Origin of the sequence: Sciscionella marina DSM 45152, from assembly GCF_000379465.1 — a bacterium.
GTDB classification, from domain to species: Bacteria; Actinomycetota; Actinomycetes; order Mycobacteriales; family Pseudonocardiaceae; genus Sciscionella; species Sciscionella marina.
On record NZ_KB905401.1, the window covers coordinates 48,276 to 69,007 of the forward strand.

At 65.5% G+C, this 20,732-nt stretch carries 16 protein-coding genes and 5 pseudogenes; 8 read left to right on the top strand and 13 right to left on the bottom strand.

The annotated features are described in order from the left end of the window. Positions 1-174: 174 nt before the first annotated feature. From A37U_RS0124180 to A37U_RS0124220, 8 genes are all read right to left on the bottom strand, one after another. On the bottom strand, positions 175-816 hold the full coding sequence (locus A37U_RS0124180; protein ID WP_020499253.1) for an MBL fold metallo-hydrolase: 642 nt from the start codon (positions 814-816) through the stop codon (positions 175-177). Next, the gene (locus A37U_RS0124185) at positions 813-1,640 is read right to left on the bottom strand and encodes a fumarylacetoacetate hydrolase family protein (RefSeq protein ID WP_020499254.1); all 828 of its coding nucleotides are present in this window, start codon (positions 1,638-1,640) and stop codon (positions 813-815) included. Before A37U_RS0124185 ends, A37U_RS0124180 begins: the two co-directional genes overlap by 4 nt. 2 nt (positions 1,641-1,642) lie before the next feature. Further along, positions 1,643-2,572, bottom strand: coding sequence for a VOC family protein (locus A37U_RS0124190; protein ID WP_040588672.1), 930 nt, complete (start codon positions 2,570-2,572; stop codon positions 1,643-1,645). Further along, positions 2,565-4,175 carry a bifunctional 3-(3-hydroxy-phenyl)propionate/3-hydroxycinnamic acid hydroxylase gene (locus A37U_RS0124195; RefSeq protein WP_040588674.1) on the bottom strand — a complete coding sequence of 537 codons (1,611 nt, stop codon included), beginning with the start codon at positions 4,173-4,175 and terminating at the stop codon, positions 2,565-2,567. Before A37U_RS0124195 ends, A37U_RS0124190 begins: the two co-directional genes overlap by 8 nt. Before the next feature lie 97 nt (positions 4,176-4,272). Next, a complete protein-coding gene (locus A37U_RS0124200; RefSeq protein WP_169526935.1) occupies positions 4,273-4,665 on the bottom strand; it encodes an antibiotic biosynthesis monooxygenase family protein in 393 nt (130 codons plus the stop codon). Positions 4,666-4,707: 42 nt separating this feature from the next. After that, positions 4,708-7,503, bottom strand: a complete 2,796-nt coding sequence (locus tag A37U_RS50995; protein ID WP_020499258.1) for a DUF3500 domain-containing protein — start codon at positions 7,501-7,503, stop codon at positions 4,708-4,710. After that, positions 7,500-7,814 carry a hypothetical protein gene (locus A37U_RS52685; RefSeq protein WP_020499259.1) on the bottom strand — a complete coding sequence of 105 codons (315 nt, stop codon included), beginning with the start codon at positions 7,812-7,814 and terminating at the stop codon, positions 7,500-7,502. Before A37U_RS52685 ends, A37U_RS50995 begins: the two co-directional genes overlap by 4 nt. Further along, positions 7,811-8,614, bottom strand: a complete 804-nt coding sequence (locus A37U_RS0124220; protein ID WP_020499260.1) for an SDR family oxidoreductase — start codon at positions 8,612-8,614, stop codon at positions 7,811-7,813. Before A37U_RS0124220 ends, A37U_RS52685 begins: the two co-directional genes overlap by 4 nt. Before the next feature lie 207 nt (positions 8,615-8,821). On the opposite strand from A37U_RS0124220, the gene A37U_RS0124225 reads away from it, so the two are divergent. Genes A37U_RS0124225 through A37U_RS0124235 form a run of 3 tightly spaced genes read left to right on the top strand, consistent with a single transcriptional unit; the run spans position 8,822 to position 11,325 of the window. Next, positions 8,822-9,010 (top strand): ferredoxin, encoded by a 189-nt coding sequence (locus A37U_RS0124225; RefSeq protein ID WP_020499261.1) that lies wholly within the window; start codon positions 8,822-8,824, stop codon positions 9,008-9,010. Positions 9,011-9,034: 24 nt separating this feature from the next. Next, positions 9,035-10,156: an NAD(P)/FAD-dependent oxidoreductase gene (locus A37U_RS45105; RefSeq protein ID WP_020499262.1), complete on the top strand. Its 1,122-nt coding sequence runs from the start codon at positions 9,035-9,037 to the stop codon at positions 10,154-10,156. Next, the gene (locus tag A37U_RS0124235; RefSeq protein ID WP_020499263.1) at positions 10,153-11,325 is read left to right on the top strand and encodes a cytochrome P450; all 1,173 of its coding nucleotides are present in this window, start codon (positions 10,153-10,155) and stop codon (positions 11,323-11,325) included. The genes A37U_RS45105 and A37U_RS0124235 overlap by 4 nt, the downstream gene beginning before the upstream one ends. A 49-nt stretch (positions 11,326-11,374) precedes the next feature. On the opposite strand, the pseudogene A37U_RS0124240 reads toward A37U_RS0124235, so the two are convergent. Continuing rightward, a pseudogene (locus A37U_RS0124240) lies at positions 11,375-11,629 on the bottom strand (transposase); the annotation flags it as partial. Positions 11,630-11,718: 89 nt separating this feature from the next. On the opposite strand from A37U_RS0124240, the gene A37U_RS45110 reads away from it, so the two are divergent. Further along, entirely contained in the window at positions 11,719-13,290 is a 1,572-nt protein-coding gene (locus A37U_RS45110) for a transposase (protein WP_205623009.1), read from the top strand. Between the two features lie 42 nt (positions 13,291-13,332). Here the strand turns inward: A37U_RS45110 and A37U_RS45115 are convergent. The 3 genes and pseudogenes from A37U_RS45115 to A37U_RS0124260 all read right to left on the bottom strand — a co-directional run. After that, positions 13,333-14,459: pseudogene (locus A37U_RS45115) on the bottom strand (IS256 family transposase); the annotation flags it as partial. Between the two features lie 107 nt (positions 14,460-14,566). Then, positions 14,567-14,809, bottom strand: a pseudogene (locus tag A37U_RS53875) (replication initiator); the annotation flags it as partial. Positions 14,810-15,035: 226 nt separating this feature from the next. After that, positions 15,036-16,592, bottom strand: coding sequence for an FAD-dependent oxidoreductase (locus A37U_RS0124260; protein ID WP_020499267.1), 1,557 nt, complete (start codon positions 16,590-16,592; stop codon positions 15,036-15,038). Between the two features lie 30 nt (positions 16,593-16,622). On the opposite strand from A37U_RS0124260, the gene A37U_RS45120 reads away from it, so the two are divergent. Next, positions 16,623-17,222 (top strand): TetR/AcrR family transcriptional regulator, encoded by a 600-nt coding sequence (locus tag A37U_RS45120; RefSeq protein ID WP_083933815.1) that lies wholly within the window; start codon positions 16,623-16,625, stop codon positions 17,220-17,222. 241 nt (positions 17,223-17,463) lie between these two features. On the opposite strand, the pseudogene A37U_RS55030 reads toward A37U_RS45120, so the two are convergent. Continuing rightward, positions 17,464-17,667: pseudogene (locus tag A37U_RS55030) on the bottom strand (transposase family protein); the annotation flags it as partial. Between the two features lie 216 nt (positions 17,668-17,883). Here A37U_RS55030 and A37U_RS45125 point away from each other — a divergent pair. From A37U_RS45125 to A37U_RS0124290, 3 genes and pseudogenes are all read left to right on the top strand, one after another. Further along, the gene (locus tag A37U_RS45125) at positions 17,884-18,183 is read left to right on the top strand and encodes a transposase (protein ID WP_020499270.1); all 300 of its coding nucleotides are present in this window, start codon (positions 17,884-17,886) and stop codon (positions 18,181-18,183) included. Between the two features lie 293 nt (positions 18,184-18,476). Next, positions 18,477-19,743, top strand: a pseudogene (locus A37U_RS45130) (IS110 family RNA-guided transposase). Continuing rightward, positions 19,740-20,702 carry an IS3 family transposase gene (locus A37U_RS0124290; RefSeq protein WP_205623010.1) on the top strand — a complete coding sequence of 321 codons (963 nt, stop codon included), beginning with the start codon at positions 19,740-19,742 and terminating at the stop codon, positions 20,700-20,702. Before A37U_RS45130 ends, A37U_RS0124290 begins: the two are co-directional and overlap by 4 nt. The last annotated feature ends 30 nt before the right edge of the window (positions 20,703-20,732 follow it).

Genomic DNA, 20,732 nt, shown 5'->3' on the forward strand with positions numbered 1-20,732 from the left:
GTCTCATAGCGACGCTGGATGAAAACGTCCGCGGTGCCGCGGCGCCGCTCCGGGGCGGGGCGGTCTGCGCCAGCGCCAGCATCGCGCGTCCGCCGCGCGGGTCCCGCCTGGCGGGCTCAGCTCCATCGAGCGCGCGGTCCGCGAGGCCGTCGCCGCGATGTCCCACGACATCGCTCAGAGTGTGTGAGTGCTGGCGTGATCGAGGATGACGATCTCGCTGTTGGCGGGCCCCAGGTTGCGCAGCAGGTTGTAGTGCAGTTCTTGATGGACGGGGGCGAGCCCGGACTGGTGGATCGGAATGGCCACCCGCGGGGCGACCGAGCGGAGATAATCGATGCCCTCGCTGATCTTCATCCACGGACCGCCGACCGGCAGCAGTAGCGTGTCGGCTGCGGCGGGCGGCTGGTCGAATGCGTCGCCGGGGTGATACACCGAGTCCGCGATGAGGTAGCCGTTGTTGTCCATACGTGGAAGATCCGGGTGGATACACGCATGCTGGCCCCCGGCCACCGTGATCCCGACGCCGTGGATTTCCAGTGTGTCACCTGGTTTGGCCACCCGGGTCGGCCCCGGATAGCCGGCTAGTGCGGTGGAAGCGCCGGGGCTGTGTATCAGCTCGGCGTGGGTGTTCAGGGCGCGAATCCGGTCGACGTCGAGGTGGTCCGGATGGGTGTGTGTGATGAGAATCAGATCCAGATCGCGCAGGTCCTCGAAGCCGGGTGAGTAGCTGCCTGGGTCGAGCAGGATGCGGACCGGCCGGCCGGATGCGGGGACTTCGAGCAGCACGCAGGCGTGGCCGTAATGGGTGATGTTCATGCGGGGGGTCCTTTCACCAGGTTGTGCACCGCGCCGACGCCGTCGACCTCGACGGTGACCTGGTCGCCGTCATGCAGCAGCAGTGGTGGGTCGCGGCGGAAGCCGACGCCGCCGGGGGTTCCGGTCAGAATCAGATCGCCGGGGTTCAGCTGGGTGAAGGTGGAGATGGTGGCGATTAAGCGTGGGATATCGAAGATCAGCATCGAGATATCCGAGTCCTGCACTTTTTCGCCGTTGACCACGGTTCTGATGCCCGCCCTCGACAGATCGACCTCGTCCGGGGTGACCAGGTGCGGTCCGACGGGTGTGCTGGCGTCCCAGGCTTTACCCTGCATCCACTGGTGAGTTTTGGACTGGAAATCGCGCATGGTGATGTCGTTGGCGACCGTGTAGCCCAGTACTTGGTCAAGGGCGTCCGCTTCGGCGATCCGCCGGCCGGTGCGGCCGATCACCACGGTTAGCTCGCCCTCGTAGTCCACCTGGTCCGATTCCGGTGGCAACACGATATCGTCGTAGGCACCGAGCAGGCTGGACGCGAACTTCGGGAACAGCACGGGATAGGTGGGCATTTCGCGGCTGGTCTCGAGGACATGATCACGGTAGTTCAGCCCGACGCAGAACACTTTCGACGGCTGCGGGACGATTGGGAGCCAGCGCACGGCGTCAACCGGAACCGCGCCCCGGGTGTCGCGGACCGCCGCGCGTAACACTTCCGGAGTAGTTCGCACACCTAGCTCGGTCAGACCGTCGAGTGGTACCATGGAAGACCCGGTCAACTCGCCGACGTGCCGCACCTTTTCGTGTTCATAAGTCACATAGGCCATTACTATTTCCCTTCGCTGGTGTGCCGCCAGGAGGCGAGCTGTCCGCCCCACAAGTTCACTGTGTTGGGCATGGGCTTCCACCGCCGCGGCACATAAGTCACCCGGTCGTCGTGGAATTTCTCCATTTCCGCCGACAATTCCACGTGATTGCCCGCGGGGTCGTCGAAGAACACGAACAGGTTGTTTCCCGGGCCGTGCCGGCCCGGTCCCCAGGTGACGTCGACGTCCTCTTCGGTGAGCCGGTCGCACCAGGATTTGAAGTCCGCCCACTCGGCGAGATCGTAGGAATAATGGTCGATATCGCCGCCTCGGCCGACATTGACCACGGCGAGTGAGTGGTGGTCGCGGTCGCTGCGTAGCCAGGCGAACCGGCCGTCGTCGAGCTGATCGGATATGCGGAAGCCCACCAGTTCGACGAAGAACGAGACCATGGCTTCGACGTCGTCGGTCCCGAGCGTGATGTGCTGGTACTTGATGGGCCTGCGGCCGGTGTCCGCGGCGGTTTCGCCCTGGCGCAGTACCGCGCTGTGGAAGTGTACCGGCGTGCCGTGCGGATCGGTGACCATGATTCCGCGGACGGCGCCGATTCCGGCATCCAGATACTGTGTCTCCAGTTCGCTCACCGAGTGCCCGGCCGCAGTGAGTCGCTCGGTGATCTGTTCGAGGCCGTTCTCGTCGCGGACCTCGAACCCGTAATGCAGCAAGCCTTTGGCGCCCTCGGTGAGCTCGAGGACGTGGTGGCCGCTGCCCCAGCCGAGGCGCAGCCCGCCCTCCGGTAGTTCTTCGTGCACGACAAGGCCCAGCACCCGCCGGTAGAAATCGGCGGCGGCGGTGATATCGGGGATGCGCAGGCCGAGGTGGGAGACGGCGGTCCGGGTCAGCGTCCCGGCGCCGCCGTGTTCGGCCAGTATCACGCGTTGTGGCTTATCCATTGCTGAGCACCCCTTCTGCTGAGAACCCGGTCCAGGACAGGACTCGGGTGGCGATATCGGCGCTGTCGCCGGGAAGCCAGGCCGCGGCGACGAAGTGATCCGGCCGGATCAGCACGAATCGCCCGGTGTACTCGGTGAATTCGCGCACCAGCGCACCGTCGACGTCGATCAGCACGCGGCGCCCGGTGTGCGGCAGCAACTCCCCGATGGTGATCTGCACCGGATCCACGGCTATTGCCCGCAGTAGCGGAGTGGCCGCCGCCCAGTCGGTTTCGGCGACTTCGACGCCGAGCAGCGACCACCCGGCCCCGAGTACCTCGTCGAGCCGGCACATCGTGTGCGTGCCTGTGTCGAATACCAGCGGCTGCCCGATCGGTATTCCGACAAGGTCGGTCCGGTCGGTCGACGCGAGCAGGCCCTCGGTGTACCGCTGGGTGGGGCGATACCGCATTTCTTCAAAAAAGGTGCGGCCTTCCGTGGTGGCCAAGGCCCGCGCGATGACGGTATCGCGATGGTCGGCGCTGCGTTGTGAGGTCGTCATGACGACCCGGCCCAGCCGTTCGGACAAGCGCACCGTGGCCAGCGCGTGCGGGCGGCGTTCGAGTTCGTAGCTGGCCAGTAGCGCCGGATCCAGCCGCCCGGCCAGTACTTCGGCGATCTTCCACACCAGGTTGGCCGCGTCACGGATACCGGAATTCAGGCCTTGTCCGGCGAAAGGCGGCATCATGTGCGCCGCGTCGCCAAGCAGGAAAGAACGTCCGAGCATCCATTGGTCGGCCACCACCGCGTTGAAGCGGTAATTCAGCGCGCGTTCGATCTGATCCGGGGTGATCGGGCGATACGGCGAGATCAGCCGCTCGATCAGCTCGAACGGTGGCACCTGGTCCGAGGTGCCCTCGCCCTCGAAGAGCCGGAACTCGTAGCGGCAGCGCCCTCCTTGCCCGGGAACGATCACATGCGGGCGCTTCGGGTCGCCGTGATGCATGGCGAACCGTTGGGTATGCGGGTCGGCCAATGCGTCGATGACCAGCCACACATCGGGGTAGCTGCGGCCGGTCATCTCAATGTCCTGCAACAGCCGGGTCGCCGAACGTCCACCGTCACAGCCGAGTACGTAGGCCGCGTCGATTGCCATCTCGCCGAGGTCGTTGACCGCGCGCACGGTCACCCGGTCCGCATGGTGTTCGAATCCGGTGACGCGATGTCCGAAGCGCAGCTCCACATTTCGCGCATCCGCCAGCGTACTGGCAAGGACCCGCTCGAGATCCGGTTGAGCGAACGGATTCTTGAACGGATAGCCGAGCCGGAACGGCCGCGGTCCGCGCGCGGTGAACAACACCGCCCCGCGTTGATCGTAGTAACGCGTGCCCGTTCCCGGTACCACAACGGGAAGGACCCGATCGACGACACCGGCCTGTTGGAACACCCGCAGCGACTCGTCATCGATGCTGATCGCCTTCGGTTCGTCGCTGGTGCCGCGATGTTGTTCCAGGACCACGACCCGAACATCACGAGCGGCCAGCAATACGGCGGCGGTCAGCCCTACCGGCCCCGCACCGCAGATCACCACATCAACAGTTTCCGTTGACGCGATGCGCACCATGTGCCTCACCGTCTTTCTCAGCCGAACGATGCATGAGCCCAGATTTAGCCTTATCGAGCTATTGGGCGGGACTTGGATCCCGTAAAAAGAACCAAGGTCAGGCCTCGCAGACTCCGGGTATGGCTACTTTGCGTTCGAGGGCCGGGTAGACGACGGTGCCTTCTGGGTAAAGCGCGAGGAGTTCCTGGAATTCGTCGCTGGCGAGCGCGGCGCCTAGTTGCGCGGCCGATTCCCAGGTTGCCACGTTGGTCACTGTCCGGCTGTCACCGAGGCCCCGGTGCAGTTGAGCGGAGATGAAACCGGGTGAGGCCATCATCACGAACGAATCCTTCTGCCACACGTCGAGGAAGGCTTCGTACTCACCTTCGGGGAATATGAAGGTGTTGATGACGGTGACCGGCCCGCTGTCGACCTCCTGTAGTTGCGTCATGAACGACGCGGACGGGTCGATCTCCCTAATTTCTATCACGGAACAATCCTTTCGATACACGGGTCCTGCCGTTGAGACCCGACGATGTTTGGTCAACCAGAATTAAGCCGGATTACGTAGTTCCATGCCGTAGTCGTTGCCGTTTGGAGTCCGCCCCAGCGTGTGGATGTGGAACTTCTCTGCGCGCTCGTTGGTCAGGAACACGCCGGGATGGTGGTCGAATTCGAACAGCGCGACCGGGCTCTGCAGCCGGTAATAAAATGGATCGGCCGGACCGGAGCCACCGATCCAGCAAAACCACGTCTCTGGAAGGTGTTCTCGGATCGCGCGGACCCGGGCCTGCCGCGGGCCCTCCGGAAGGTGCCGGGTGTAGGCGTCGACGATCCGCAGCGCCAGCTCGCGCTCGGTCTGGTCACACAGCTTCAGCGGGAGACCTTCGTAGGGAATGATCCGGTTGTCTCGTCCCATACCGGCCAGATGCAGATGGTCAACGGGGTGGACTCGTCCGGTGGGAACGTCCGGCCCGTAGGCATCCTCGTACAGCACGGCCCGCGCGCGTAGCTCGGGCCGCAGCCCGTTGACCACGGCCAGGCCGGTGTCCTCCTCGGCGGTGAGGATCTTCATGCCGGCCCGGGGACCTCCGTCGATCTGGTTGGGCTCGGCACCGAAGAAGAACGGTGAGATCACCATTTGCTTGCCGGCGAACAGGCAGTTCAGCACCAGGTGGTGGCCGGTGAGTTGCCAGCCCCACGGCTCGGTCTCCGACGGGGTGCCGAAGATGGTGAAGTTGTAGCTGTACTCGTTGAGGATCCGTGGCGCGCCCATCACCGTCCCGAGGAAGGCGTTCATCCGCATGCTGTCGCGTGCCTTCGCATAACCTTGCGGGCTGAGGCTGGCGCGCACCACGGTCATGATGGCCTCGCGGGTTGGCTCCGCCAGCTCATCCAGTCGTAGTCCGTGTCGGTACAGGTAGATTTCCGGGTTGGACCATTTGGCCCAATTCGCCGAGTCCAGTGGATGTATCAACTGGCTTTGTTGCTCGCCGCTCGCCGCCGTGACGAGGCCGTGCGCCGCCGCCATGGCCTCTGCGGTCGGCGCGCCGTCGTCGTCGACCGGGAACAACCCCGGCCGGCGGACGCCATCGCTGGTCACGCCGGTGAACGGCACCTCGACGGCCTGGCGGAATGGCGCGATCAAGCCGGCCTCGTCGAGCCGTTCGATCGTGCGGTCGGAATAGGTTCGGATGTCTTGGTCGAGGCCGGTGTAACGCGGGTGTCCGGGCGGAGGGACGTAATCCCGGAACGAGGCGGTCACCGCGAAGGTGGCACCGTGTTCGGCGTGATCGGCCAGCGCCTGTTCGGCGTTCGGCCACGCCTCGGGCCGGGAACAGCGCGCGATGATGTGCGCGTCCGGGCGCACCACGATGGCGGCACCAGGGGTGGCGAGCCCGGTCAATTCCAGCCACTCGGTATCGGTGACCAGTCGATCGAGGTCGAGCACGGCGATCGGGACTGCAGCGGCGGTCACCAGCGTGGCCCACTCATCGAGGCGTCCCTGGGTGAGCAGGGTGAATCCGGACCGGTCCACCAGGTCGACGATCGGCCGGGCCGCATCGTCGCGCCCGACGATCGTGTGCGGCAGCCGCCGGCCGATCTGCGCGGACGGTGTGTAGTGGCCGGGGTCGGTCACGTCCTGGCCGGGTGCATATCCATACCCCAGTTGCAGTCCTGGACAGTTGAAGCCCACCCACTGCTCCTCGGTGATCCGTTCGATGTCCGCTGCCTCCGGTGCGCCCCCGACCGCCTCCCGCATCCGCTGATGAGCGGCGTTGTTCGCGCTGCTCTGGCTGGTGTAGGTGATGGCGATGCGCCTGCGTTCGGCCTCGTAGGTGTCGAGCAGAGCATCGCCGGCCCAGCCGGCCAGCACGGCGGCGATCTTCCAGGCCAGGTTCGCCCCGTCCTGGATGCCGCTGTTCATGCCCAGCCCGCCGGTGGGCGGAAGCCGGTGTGCGGCGTCGCCGAGCAGGAATACGCCGCCGGCGCGGAAGCTGTCCGCCACCTCGGCCGCCATCTCCCATTTCGCCGTGCCGCGTACCGCGAAGGGCACATCGTCGCGCCCGAAGGCGGTGCGGACCAGTTCGGTGGCCTGTTCGTCGGTGAACTCGCGCTCGCCGACATCGAAGGTCGCGAAGGTCGCTTCACGGCCCGGGTCGTACAGGATGAATCCACCCGGAGCGGAGGGATCGGTGTTCATCGTGAGCACGATCGTCGGATCGTCCAGCCAGTCCCGCAGATCGGCGTGCAGGTGGACACTGAGCGACTGGCTGGACGGCCCGAAGGGACTGTTCGCTATCCCAAGCGCGGCGCGCACCGCGCTGCGCGCACCGTCGGCCGCCAACAGGTAGCGGCTGACCAACTGCACCTCTTCGCCATCCACGGTCGCCGTCGATACGACCCGCTCGCCGTCCTGCTGCATCGAGATCCATCGCCCCGTCACATAGTCCACCGAAGCCCGCGCCCGCACCTCGTTCTCGAGAATCGCCTCGAACTGCGGCTGGGCAATATTCACCCGCGGCCGCGCCGTCCACTCGGTGGATTGGTATTCGAAGGGCAACCTGCTGAGTTCCTTGCCGAAAAGGGTGGTACGGAAGCTCACCCAGCGGTCCGTGCCCATCGGCCGGGCCGCCGCCCGGATCGCGTCCACGTCGAAACCGGCCTGTGCACAGACGTCCAGGCTGACCGGACCCAGTACGTGGGCTTTGGGTACTGCGAGCCGGGACGTGTACGGGTCCAGGATGCGGGTACTCACACCTAGGCGTTCCAACAACGCTGCGGTCACCAGTCCGGTAGGTCCGGCGCCGACCACCAGCACATCGGTCGACACGAACGCGCGAGTCATGGGCGCGCCCCTGTTCCCCTGGTCGGGATCACCACGTCCACCTCCACTGCGGTGGATCCGGTCACCACGCCCGGATTGGTCTTGAAATGCTGGGCCCGTTCGGGTGCTGGATCGTAGGCTTTCTGGGCCACGTCGAGTGGTTGCTCGTGCTCGACCGCCCAGGTGAACCGGTTGGCCTCGCGGTCGGCGAAGGCGAACAGGATCCGGTAGCCATAGCGTTCCCGGATGGGGACCAGCCCGTGGAACCATTCGATGAACGCGTCCATCCCGCCCTCGGCGACCTCATAGGTGCGCAGCTCTACATGACTCATCGGCTTCCCATCTCCCATTCGTTGTCGACGGCGAGAACACCGCCGCCGTCCACCCGGAATTCCATGCCGGTGGTGAACCCGGCCAACTCGCTGCACAAGAACGCGCACGCCGCGGCGACCTCTTCTGGACGTCCCATCCGGCGTGCCGCGGCCATCCGGCCTTGCTCGGCCCGAACCTCGTCGTAGCTCAGTCCCTCGTTCTCCGCGCGCTGGCGCGCCAGGTTGTGCTGGCGGGGGCTGTCGATTAGCATCGGCAGGACCTGGTTGATGGTGACGTTGTCCCGCGCGACTGCCGTCGCGGTTCCGTGCATCGCGCCGGTCAGTCCCGACCGGGCCGCGGTCGAGGCGATCATCAGCGCACCCGGTGTGCGAACCATCGCCGAGGTGATGTTCACGATGCGCCCGAACCGGCGCTCGTACATTCCCGGCAGATAGTGTTGCACCAGCTTGAACGGTGCCCACAAATGCAGGCGCAGCGCCTCGTCGAGGTCGACATCGGCCAGCGTGCTGATCGGCGCCGGCTTCGGGCCCCGGTTGTTGGTGACCAGGATGTCCAGCGTCGGGCACGCGGCGAAAACAGCGTCCAGGCCCTCCTTGGTGCCCAGATCCGCGGCCACGCAGCTGACCTCGCCACCACTTTGTTCCGCCAGTTCGGCACGAACCTGGTCCAGGCAGTCGGCGTCCCGGCCATTCAGTGTGACGGCTACGCCCTCGGCGAGCAGCGCCCGCGCACAGGCAAGCCCCAGGCCCTGCGTCGAACCGGTGACCAGCGCGGCACGTCCGGCGATTCCCAGATCCATTGCTTCAGCTCCCCGCGCCTGGATGGTTGTTCGCGTTGGGCAGTTCTCTCTCGTTCACGTCCCTCACTATGTCCTGTTTTACAGGATGTTACTCCTACTATACGAGTCAGAATAGCAGGAGCTTCGGTTGACGTCACCACGGCCATGACTTAACGTAGTCCTACTTAAAGAGATTAATAACCTGATTTTCAGGACGAGGAGGCATCGATGGTCATCGAGGTCGACCGGGATCGGTGTGAGGGTTTCGGCTTCTGTGAGCAGGCCGCGCCGTCGGTGTTCGAACTGGACGAGAACGGCGAACTACATGTGTTGGTGAGCGAGGTGCCGTCCGCGGACGAACCAGCCGCCACGACGGCGATCCATCTCTGCCCAGTCGCCGCGTTGCATAGCAACTGACCGGCGCAGGGGCAAGGACGCCAGGTGGAGATTGTCGTGGTGGGCGGGTCGGCGGCAGGAGCGACCGCGGTGCGCTCGTTGCGGGCCAAGGGCTTCGACGGCGCCATCACCCTCGTCGGAGACGAGGCCGAGGCACCGTATTCCCGCGTTCCTCTCTCCAAGCAGGTACTCGCCGGCACCGCAGTGGCCGAGTCGACCCGGCTCCCCGCGCTCGAAGACCAGGCGGTGCTGCGCACCGGTACCGCCGCCATCCGCCTCGACCAGGACCGACAGGTAGTTGTCCTAGCCGACGGTACGGAAGCTCACTACGACGGCCTGGTGATCGCCACCGGCGCGCGGCCCCGCCGGCTCGGCGTAGCGGGTGAACACGGGCTGCGCACCATCGAGGACAGCCTGCGTCTGCACGCGCAGCTGACCCCGGATACCCGCGTGGTCATCGTGGGCGCCGGGGTGCTGGGCATGGAGATCGCTTCCAGCTGCCTGGCCCTGGGCATTCGCCCGACACTGGTCGATAAGCAGCCGCCGCTGCGCCGGGTGTTCGGCGACTGGATCTCAGCCCGGCTCACTCAGGCCGCGGCCGACGCCGGTGCGCGCATCCTGGCCCCAGTGCGGAGGTTGCGCATCGACGTTTCGCGCGAGCGAATCCGCGCGGTGATCGCGGACGGATGCCGTATTCGCGCCGACGTGTTGATCTCCGCGATCGGCGACGTCCCGGCGACCGAGTGGCTGGCCGGCAGCGGGCTACCGGCCTCGGACAACGGACTTGAGGTGGACAACCGTGGACGAGTGACCGACCGGATCACCGCGGCCGGAGATGTCACGCTCAGCCCGGTCGGCGGAGCGCTCCGCAGGCTTCCGCATTGGACGCACGCCATTGAACAAGCCCAGGTCGCGGCGGCCGCGCTGGTAGCTGGGGATGCGGCAGCGCCGTACGAGCCGCTGCCCTATTACTGGACAGAGCAGTTCGGCCGGAAAACCACCCTCTGCGCACACACGGCGCCCATCGGCCCCCCGGACGATCACAACGCCGAAATCCTGACCTGGTCGGCCGGACAAGCCGTGGTCGGCGCCCTGAATCACAAAGCCCCAGTCGGGCGACTCCGCCGGCTGCACGCATCATTGAACAGCGAAGGACCCCATCGATGACGACGCTCGAATCCGAAGTAGATCTGTTCGCCCCGGAAAACGTAGCTGATCCGTTCGCCGTGCTCGACCGGCTACGCGAACTCGGCCCGGCGGTGCACCTGGCCCAGCACGACTTCTGGCTGCTCACCCGCTATGACGACGTGCGGCGCGCAGCCGCAGACTGGAAGACCTTTTCCTCGGCGCAGGGAGTCGCACTAACACCACAGTTCAACGAGCAGCTGGCCGGATCGGTGCTCGCCACCGACCCACCCGAGCACGACCAGCTACGCGCGGTGCTCTCGGAAAAACTCGCGCCGCGCGGATTGGCCGCGATTCGCGCACAGGTTCGCGAATACGCCACCCGGCTGGTTGACGAACTCGTGGCGCGCGGCCATTTCGACGGCGTCACCGATCTCGCGGCGGTTTACCCCGTCAACGTCGTCGCCGACCTGGTCGGGCTGCCCCAGGAAGGCCGGGAGCTGCTACATCCCGGCGCCGACGCCAGCTTCGCGGCGTTCGGCCCGTGGGGGCCTTATGTACAGCAACACCTCCAGATCCTCCAGTCATATCACGGCTGGATGGCCGCGATGGCCGACCGAAGCCGCCTCGCCCCGGGTTCCTGGGGCGAGGTCGTCATGGCGGCTGTCGACGACGGACAGCTCACCGAACGCGCCGCCCACTCGACCCTCGGCGCCTACATGACCGCCGGCATGGACACCACGGTGAATGCGATCGGCGCGCTGTTGCAACTCTTCGCCGAGCAACCAGTCGTCTGGGAAACACTGAAAACCGACCCCGCACTCGCCGGTCCCGCCTTCGAAGAAATCCTCCGCCTTGAATCCCCCGTACAAGGTTTCTGGCGCCTGACGACTGCTGACACCGAGATCGACGGCATCCGCGTCCCGGCTGGCAGCAGAGTCATGCTGCACTGGGCCGCCGCCAACCGCGACCCACGCCACTACCCCGAACCGGGCACCTTCGACATCCGCCGCAACCCACTCGACCACCTCTCGTTCGGCCACGGCGTCCACGGCTGCGCCGGCCAGGCCCTGGCCCGCCTCGAAGCCAAAACATTGATCGAAACCCTGCTTGCCCGCGTCGAACGGTTCGAACTGTCCGGTGAGGTCCTCCGCCGCGGCAACCCGATCGTGCGCGGCCTACAATCCCTTCCACTGACCGCACACCGCTAGCCTGCTGCCAGGGAGTGTCCGGTTAACGGTGTAACTGGCGGTGTTCATTTCAGAGGTTTTCCGCCGCGGGCATGCGGTCGGCGAATGTGACGGCGAACGCGTTGATGGCGGGTTTCCACCGCATGGTCCAGCGTGCCTGACCCGTGCCTTTGGGGTCCAGGGACCTCGTCACCAGATACAGCGTTTTGAGTGCGGCTTGCTCGGTTGGGAAATGTCCCTTGGCCGTGACGGCGCGGCGGTATCGGGCGTTCAACGACTCGATCCCGTTGGTGCTGCACAGAACTCGTCGGATCTCGACGTCGTAGAGCCTGTTGCAAAATTGGCGGGTCGCTGGGCCGTTGTGTGCTTGTCGGAGACGATGATGGTTGCATGGCTCGTGGGTATCGTCCGGTGGTGCGGGATCAGGTGTTTTTGCTGCCGCCGGATATGCGGGAGTGGCTGTCTGAGGACCATTTGGTGTGGTTCGTGTTGGAGATCGTCGATCAGCTGGATCGCTCGGCGCTGCATGCTTGGCATCCTCACCTGGGGGCGGGGCGAGCGGCGTATGACCCGGACATGCTCTTGGCGTTGCTGATTTATGCCTACTGTCAAGGGGTCCGCTCGTCGCGGCAGATCGAGCGGTTGTGTGGCACGGACGTGGCGTTTCGGGTGTTGTGCGCGCAGGATTCGCCGGATCACACCACGATCGCTCGATTCCGTGCTGAGGCGGGCGAAGCGTTTACCGATCTGTTCGCGCAGGTGTTGATGATCGCCGCGCAGGCGGGGTTGGGGCGGTTCGGCACGGTCGCGATCGATGGCACCAAGATCGCCGCGAACGCCTCGGTCGACGCGAACCGGGGTCAGGAGTGGTTGGCCCGTCGCGCCGTGGGCATCGTGGCCGAGGCGGAGGGCAGGGACGCGGTCGAGGACGCCGCAGCCGCGCAGACAGGCAAGGACGACCGATCGGATCGTGTCGGGGTCAAGGTGGGTGATCGCACCCGGCGGGCCGAGCGGATCCGGGCCGCGGCGGAAGAAGTGGCGGCCCAGCAGCACAGGCGCGCACGTGCCGACGAGGAACATGAGGAGGCGGCGTTGGCGCGACGGCGCCGGTCCGAGAACGGGCAGCCAGTGGTTGGGCGGATCCCGAACGGTCCGCATCGACTCGCCGAAGCACGCGCCCACCTGGCACGGGAGATCGCGGCGCATCAGGCCAAACTCGACCGGTACGCCGCGTTGATTGCTGCAGGCAAGAAACCGATGGGGCGCCCACCGGTGCCGATGGACGACAGTACCCGAGTGCAGCGGGCCAGGCGCGTGGTCGGCAACGCCGAAGCCGCCGCAGAAGACTCGGCCTCCGAGGACGGACGTCGCGTGTCGTCGGCGAAGCGGTTACCGAACATGGTGGCGAACACGACCGACCCCACGTCGCGGATCATGCCGACCCGCAAGGGATACCTGCAGGGCTACAACGCCCACGTCGCGGTCACTGGCGATCAACTGATCGTCGCTGTCCACCTCGGACAGTCCACGAATGACCAGCACTGCTTCCCGCCGATGATGCGCACCGCGCAGCAGGTCGCAGCACGGTTGCACACCCGCACCGGCAACGCCTGCCATGTGATCGGCACGGTACTCGCCGACGCCGGATACGACAGCGATGCGAACCTGACCGTCGCAGGACCCGACCGGCTCATCGCACTGGGCAAAGGCAGAGATCAAACCCGCACCGCGGCTGCAGAACCCGTACACGGGCCACCACCTGCCGACGCGAGCCCACGTGAGGCCAACCGACACCGGCTGCGCACCCCCGAGGGCCGAACCTTATACAAACGCCGTGGCGCCACCGTCGAGCCCGGCATCGGCAATCTCAAAAAGATCCTCGATCGGTTCTTACGCCGCGGTTTGGCCAACGCGACCGGCGAACTCCACCTGGCAGCGACCGCGTTCAACCTCCTCAAGATCCACCGAGCAGCCCAAGCGACCTGAACCACCAGCCCACCAACACTCGCACCCGATCGACCCGACAACGAGCGACCTACAGACCCGCACACCACAAACGAATCTGCAACAGGCTCCGTAATCGAGGAAGGGCACGAACTCCGACCATGCGTTCTCCCAGAGCTTGATGATCGCCGGGTAGGAGCGCTCCCACTTTCCGCGCAACTCCGCGAAAGCCTCCAGGGCGGCGGACTCGTTGACTGCGGTATAGACCGGCTTGAGGTCTTTGGCCAGCTGGTCCCAGTACTTGCGCGAGGCATACCGGAAGGTGTTGCGGATCAGATGCAACACACAGGCCTGCACCAGCGCTTGGGGCCAGACGGTGGTGATCGCCTCGGGCAATCCCTTGAGACCGTCGCAGACCACGATGCAGACATCCGCCACGCCCCGGTTCTTCTCAGCTCCAGCACGCTCATCCAAAATTTCGCTGACTCACCATGCCCGGCGGTGCCGGCCCACAACCCGAGCACGTCCCGACGCCCCTGCAGGTCGACCCCGATCGCGGCATAGAACGGCCGGTTGCCGACCTGCCCGTCTCGAACCTTCACATAGATCGCGTCGATGAACACCGCCGCATAAACCGGCAGCAACGGCCGGGCACACCAGTCGGTCATCTCACCCACGACGCGGTCGGTGATCATGCTGATCCGGTCTTTGGACAACGACGCGCCATAGACCTCAGCGAAGTGCGCGCTGATCTCTCCGGTCGTCAATCCCTTGGCATACAGAGACAACACCACCGTGTCGACATCACCCAGGCGGCGTTGCCGCTTACGCACGATCACCGGCTCGAACGTGCCGTCCCGGTCGCGCGGCACCTCGATCGTGACCGGACCGACGTTGTCGGTCAGCACCGTCTTCGCCCGGGCTCCGTTACGAGAGTTACCGCGATCGCGGCCCTCGGGCGCGTGCTTGTCATAGCCCAGGTGCTCGCTCATCTCCTCATCCAGCGCGGTCTCCAACACCGTCTTGGTCAACAACTTCAGCAACCCGTCCGGGCCGGTCAGATCCTCACCCCGCGCACGGGCAGCCCGCACCAACTGCCCGATCGCGACACGCTCGGACACCACCTCACGCGGTGGATCCTGCGCAGCGACAGACACAGCATCCGAGGCATCATCATCAGCAGGCGACACAGCCGCCAGTATCTCGGTCATCACAGACCTTCCCCGCCAACCTACATTGGCGTGTCAGGCCAGTTACACCGTTTGCCGGACAGTCCCCTCTTAGACGGCTTGATCAACAGTTGCCGAATGTTTGGCTTGCGCGGAATGGTGCCCCGGACCGCGGCGTGCAGATGCATCGCGAGCCGCTGTTGTGGCTCCACAGCAGCGAAGTACTGCACGTTCCACCCGCACGCGCGGCGCAGGTTCTGTCAGAAACGGTCGACGAGTTCGCCGAAGTGGATCGCGTCGCGGGCGGCGGAACGGTAGTCGTAGGTGGACGGGTAGACTGGTGTCCCCTCGCCGTACACGCGACCATAGCTGGGCATCGTCAACGTGACGAACGTCGGCGACTCGACAACCGACATCGAAGCAGCTAACAGCGGCGGAACCGCCTCGATCGCCTACGCCAACCGCCCCGCCAAGCGCGCCCGCTTCGGAACCGCTCCACCCGTTCACGATCATCGACGCCATGGCCGAACTCGCCCCGACATGGCCCCTCGCTGGCTGTGAGGTAGATGTGGATTGAGCGGCCAGAACGACGCGATCGGGACGTACTCGACGCGCTGTTCAGGCAGAGGTCGGCCTGGCGACGAGGTCGATCGTGAGGTAGTCCATCACCGTCTGGGGATCGCCGGCGTCGGAGATCAGTCCGACATAGCCGTCGGGGCGGATCAGGACGAGTGTGCGATCGGACGCGCCATATGCGGCTGCGAGGTGGCCTTGGGTGTCGGCGATATCGCCAGAACCGGTCAGCTCATCGACGACGTGCAGGACCCTCAAGGCAGTGCCGTGGGCCTCGGCCGTGGTCGCGGACCCGAAGGCAAGGAGCGTGAATCGTCCGCCTCCGATCAGGTCGAACAGTCGCCGTTGCCCGTCGATTGTGGACAGTCCGGTCGCGTCGGGGGCGCGGTCGCCGGCACGGAGTGCTGCTGCGTCGTCGCGGTCGTCGCGTGTGAGGGCGGAGCCGCGGTATCCCACGTCGAGCTGGATCGTGCTCGCGTCGCGTCGAGTGGGTACAGCATGCGTCTCTAGTGTCTGTTTGAGGCGTGTGTTCGAAAGCTCCAGCACATGGGCCGCGATCGGCCGACGCTCGGCCTCATAGGTGTTGAGTAGTTCGAGTTGGGCGCCGCCGTTCACGACCGCCGCGAACTTCCACGCGAGGTTGTGCGCATCCTGGATCCCGGTGTTCATTCCCTGCCCGCCGGCGGGCGAGTGGATATGCGCCGCGTCGCCGGCGAGGAACACGTTCGCGTGACAGTAGTGGTCGGCAAGGCGGACATTGGCGCGCCAGACCGAGGACCACTCCGGTTCATGGAGCCGGATGTCAGTGCGGCCGGTGCGCCGCTCCAGAGTCTCCTGCATGCTCGCGAGATCGAGCCGGCCTTCCTCTCCGGGCGCCAGGGAGGCCCCGTATTGGAACAGGTCGGTCGAGGGCAACGGGCAGAGGCTGAGCATGCCTTCCGGATGCTGCCACGTCAGCCAGGCGCTGCGATCGAGGCCTGAGACCGGAAGATCGGCGAGGGTCATCCGCACGTCCTCGCGGGTCTCGCCAACAAACGCCACGCCGGTTTGCTTGCGCACGACACTGTGGCCGCCATCGCAACCAACGAGCCACCGCGCCCTGACGATCTCGGTCACGCCATCCACCACGACCTCCGCTGTGACACCGCCATCCGACTGGTCGAAGGCGACCAGTGTCGTGCCGAACTCGACCGTGCCCCCCAGCTCGACCAGCCGCAGTCGAAGCGCCTCCTCGACTCGCCATTCCGGGGTAATCAAACTTGCCGCGTACGGGATGTCGGAGCGGTTCGCCAGCGACTCGGGGATCGCTCCGCCACGCGTCATCCGACCATCGGGTGCGATGGAGTGCATCGGTATCGCCATCCATCCGTTCGCGATCACGCGCTCGGCTACTCCGAGATCCTCGAACACTTCGAGAGTGCGGGGCTGGACGCCCTTGCCGCGCGAGCCCGTCCGCGCACCATGCTCCGCCTCGATCAGACGGAACGGAACACCGTCGCGAGCAAGCTCACAGGCAAGCGTCAAACCCGTCGGTCCCGCGCCCACAACCAACACGACGGTGCCCTCAGCATCGTCCCGCGCAGTCGTCGCCAGCTCGCTCATCGCATCTCCCATCCAAGCAAGGGGGGCTCTATGGCTCGGCAGACTACATACGGTTGTATAGAAAGGGAACCTTTCTATGTTCGGTGGGCGACCATCGAAGCATCTAAGCCCGCGCAGCGTCGCCGGTACGGCGCGCAGCTTGAGTCCGCGATTCTCGGCGCGGGGTGGGACGAACGGGTCGAGGCTGGCTACGCACGGCTGGCCATGGGCTCGGTCGCCGCACGCGCCCGCACCAGCGAACCGATGCTGTACCGTCGCTGGGCGAACAAGGACCATCTCGTGCTCGCCGCCCTCGATCACTGTCGGACCGGTCACCTGGTCGAGGTCCCCGACACCGGCAACCTCCGCGACGATTTGCTCGCGCAGCTCGTCGCCCTGAGTGAATCCCGCGCCGGCTTCTTCACAATCGGAATGGACGCCGCATTCTCGGGACTACTCGTCGACACCGGATTGTCTCCCGCGCAGATTCGCGAGCAAGTCATGGGCGACCAGCTACCTCCGCACCGACGAACCGTCCACCAGCACGCCTCCGCCCGCGGTGAGATCGCCCCCGAGCGCGTACCCTCAACCGTGCTCGCCATGCCATTCGACCTCGTGCGCCACGCAGCGCGAAATCGTCCACCCCGGTGACCCGCGGCACCGGCCGGGCCGGGAGCGGACGGCTCACCAGCGCCCGCAGCGCGGTCTGCCGCGAGACCACCACGCCGAGACCGGACAGCACGCGGGCACCGGCATGCCCGGCCAGTTCACGGACGACATCGCCCACCTGCGCTCTCAGCCGAGCGGTGCGGCGCTGATAGCGCTCCAATACGCCTGACATCTGCTCGCGGAACGTCTGCAGTGGACAGTTGAGTGCGATGCACCGCGACCGTCGTGCTCGCCCGCGCATCACGACCCGCCGCCCATCCACTGGCACGTCGGCGACCTGCCGCACGACATAGCCATGTACCCGCCCCGTCTGGGCTCCGCAGCCCGGACGAACCATCGGCCAGGACGGTGTCGAGGCCCGCACCACAATCACGCCCGCATTGTCATCGACACCCTCAATGACCAGGCAAGACAGCCCTGAAAACATTAAGCACAGAAGTTGATCAACATCGCACTGGCCTCACACTGGTACCACCTGCCACTTCCTACCGGAACCGACACGCACCGTCACCACCGAATATGGGCCAGAGTCGGCGCATCGGTTGAATTTGTCATGCAGTTCGGTTTCGTTCTCCATACCCGGCCTGCGACACGAACTGAACGTCCCCTTGAATTGTGGAGGCATGCACTATAAGGAGTAGTCATGTCGGGATCACGACGGAAGTTCGATGCGGAGTTCCGTGACGGCGTGGTTCGGCTGGTTCTGGATATTGGCAGGCCGGTGGCGGAGGTGGCCCGTGAGCTGGGGATTAATCCCGGCACCTTGGGTAACTGGGTCGCGAAGCAACGCGAGCACGGCAGCATCGATGGTGCCTCGATTGATCCGGCTGCTGAGGTGAAGCGGTTGCGGGCTGAGGTGGCGGCGGTGCGGGCGGAGCGTGATCTGCTAATAGGTTTGGTCGGTGGGCGGGCTGGAGCGCGTGGTGGATGCCTGGTGACCTGATAGCCCGTTGAGGTTTTGCTTGAGACCGGCGCGTATCGGCGTGTCCGGCCCGTCCCCGGCTCTGTGGTGATCGAGGGTTCGGTCATGGTTCGAGCCGCTTGCAGGGTGACGTCGAGGGATGTGCTGGGCCGGTGAGCCCTCCGCTGGGAAACAGTGGCGTCCCTGTGGGGTGCTGGGATCGTGAACGGCTCTATCGGAGGTCAGGCCAGCAGAGCCTTGCTATTAGGTCGCCGCGCGTTTCCACCGGTTCTCGTGCCGGACGGTTACTTTTTCCTGCTGTGTAAGGAGATTCGGTGTCGATATTCTGCGGGGTTGATTGGGCGGAAGGTCATCACGATATTGCGCTGGTGGATGAGGAAGGCAGCCTGATCGCGAAGCGGCGGATCCCAAAAACACCCGAGGGTTTCGCCGAGTTCACCGCGATGCTGGCCGAGGCCGGCGACTGCGGTGAGACGCCGATTCCTGTGGCGATTGAGACCCCACGAGGACTGTTAGTGGCAGCGTTGCGCGCAGCTGGGCGGCGGTGTATGCGATCAATCCGCTGGCGGTTGCCCGGTATCGGGAGCGGAGCTCGGTCTCGGGTAAGAAAAGTGATCATGTCGATGCGATGGCGCGCTGGCCAACATTCTGCGCACCGATGCGCATGTGCATCGGATGCTGCCGGATGACAGTGGGTTGGCCCGTTCGATCACGACGTTGGCTCGCGCGTATCAGGACGCGGTGTGGCGCCGCACCAAACTGGTGCAGGAGCTGCGGGCCCGGCTGCGTGAGTACTATCCAGGTTTCCTGGCCGCGTTCGCCGCGGGTGCCGGCTCGGGGCGCGGATTGTCCACGACCCAGCTGGCCAGTGCCGATGCGCGAATGGTGCTGGCACTCGCTCCAAGTCCCGCCGAAGGGTTGACCGTGTCGAAAGCGCGGATCGAGACCGCGTTACGCCGCGGCGGCCGTCAGCGTCGCATCGCCAGCCTGGCCACCAAGGTCGTGACCGCGCTGCGCATCCCGCAGCTGCGCCAAGAACCGATCGTGGAACAGGCCATGGCCACCGAAACAGCGAGCCTGCTCAGCGTGCTCAACGCAATATGCGAGGCGGTTGATCAACTCACCGCCGCGCTCGTCGACGCGTTCACCCAACATCCGGACTACGCGATCATCACCAGTTTCCCCGGCCTGGCCGATGTCTCCGGGGCGATCGTGCTCGCCGAGATCGGTGACGACCGGAACCGCTTCACCGACCAACGAGCATTACAGGCTTTCGCCGGATCAGCACCGGTGACCCGAGCTTCCGGCAAGTCCCGGTCCGTGACGCGACGCCGGACCAAGAACAACCGCATCGCCGCGATCGGATTCTCCTGGGCATTCACCGCGGCCGCGCGACCATCACCGGCACGCGAACACTATCTGCGCCGCCGCGAACACGGCGACGGGCATCCTGCCGCGCTGCGCCACCTGTTCAACCGCATGCTCGGCCAACTGCACCACTGCCTGCAAACCGGACAGCTTTACGACCCGATCAAGGCATTCCCACCCCGCCCCGAACGCGTTGCGCCCATCGCTGCTTGACACGCTCGCGGCATCGGAGGTCTCAAGCGATCAGTGCTCGGGTGGGTAGAGGAGGCGACGAAATGAGCGTGGCCCGTTTCATCGCCGACCAGAGGACCGATCACCGGGTGCCACACACGATCACCTGTGTCCTGTTCGGCGTCAGTTTGTCGTGGTTCTACAAATGGATCAGCCGTGCGCCCACGGCCCGGCAACAACGCCGAGAAGCGCTGGATGCCGTCGTGCGCCAGCGGTTCGAGTTCTCCGGTGGCACATATGGCTCCCCGCGTATTTATGCCGATTTGCTTGAGGCTGGGTGGCGGGTCAGCGTGAACACGGTCGCTGACTCGATGCGTCGACAGGAGCTGATCGCGCGGAAAGTCAAGCGGTACAAGGGTTTAACTCGTCAGGACAAGTCCATGCCGAAGGTTGCGGATTTGGTGCGCCGGGACTTCACCGCATCGGGGCCGAACCAGAAATGGTGCGGTGACATGACCCAGATCCCCACCAGTGAAGGGCCGCTGTATATGGCCACGGTCATCGACCTGTACTCGCGGCGACTGCTGGCCTGCCCGGTCTCGGAACACCCGGACGCGGCCCTGGCCGCGGATGCGATCAAGATCGCCGCCACTGTCCGTGGCGGCCGCGAACAAATCGAGGGCGTGATCTTCCATAGCGATCGCGGCTCGACCTACACGGCTGGCCTGTTCGCCAAGCTGTGCCAGGAAAAGCTCGGCATCCGACAGTCGATGGGAAGGGTCGGATCCTGCTTCGATAACGCCGCGGCCGAATCGTTCTTCGCCACCCTCGAACATGAGGTCCTGTCCCGAAACCGCTTCGCGACCAAACGCCACGCCCGAGCGACCGTGACGAGGTGGTGCCGCGACTTCTACAACAACCAGCGCCGGCACAGCAGCACCGGATTGCTGGCCCCAACCGAGTACGAGAAAAACACCGCTGACCAACCGGCAGCGACCTAGAAACCCTCCACGATTTGAGGGGAAGTCCAA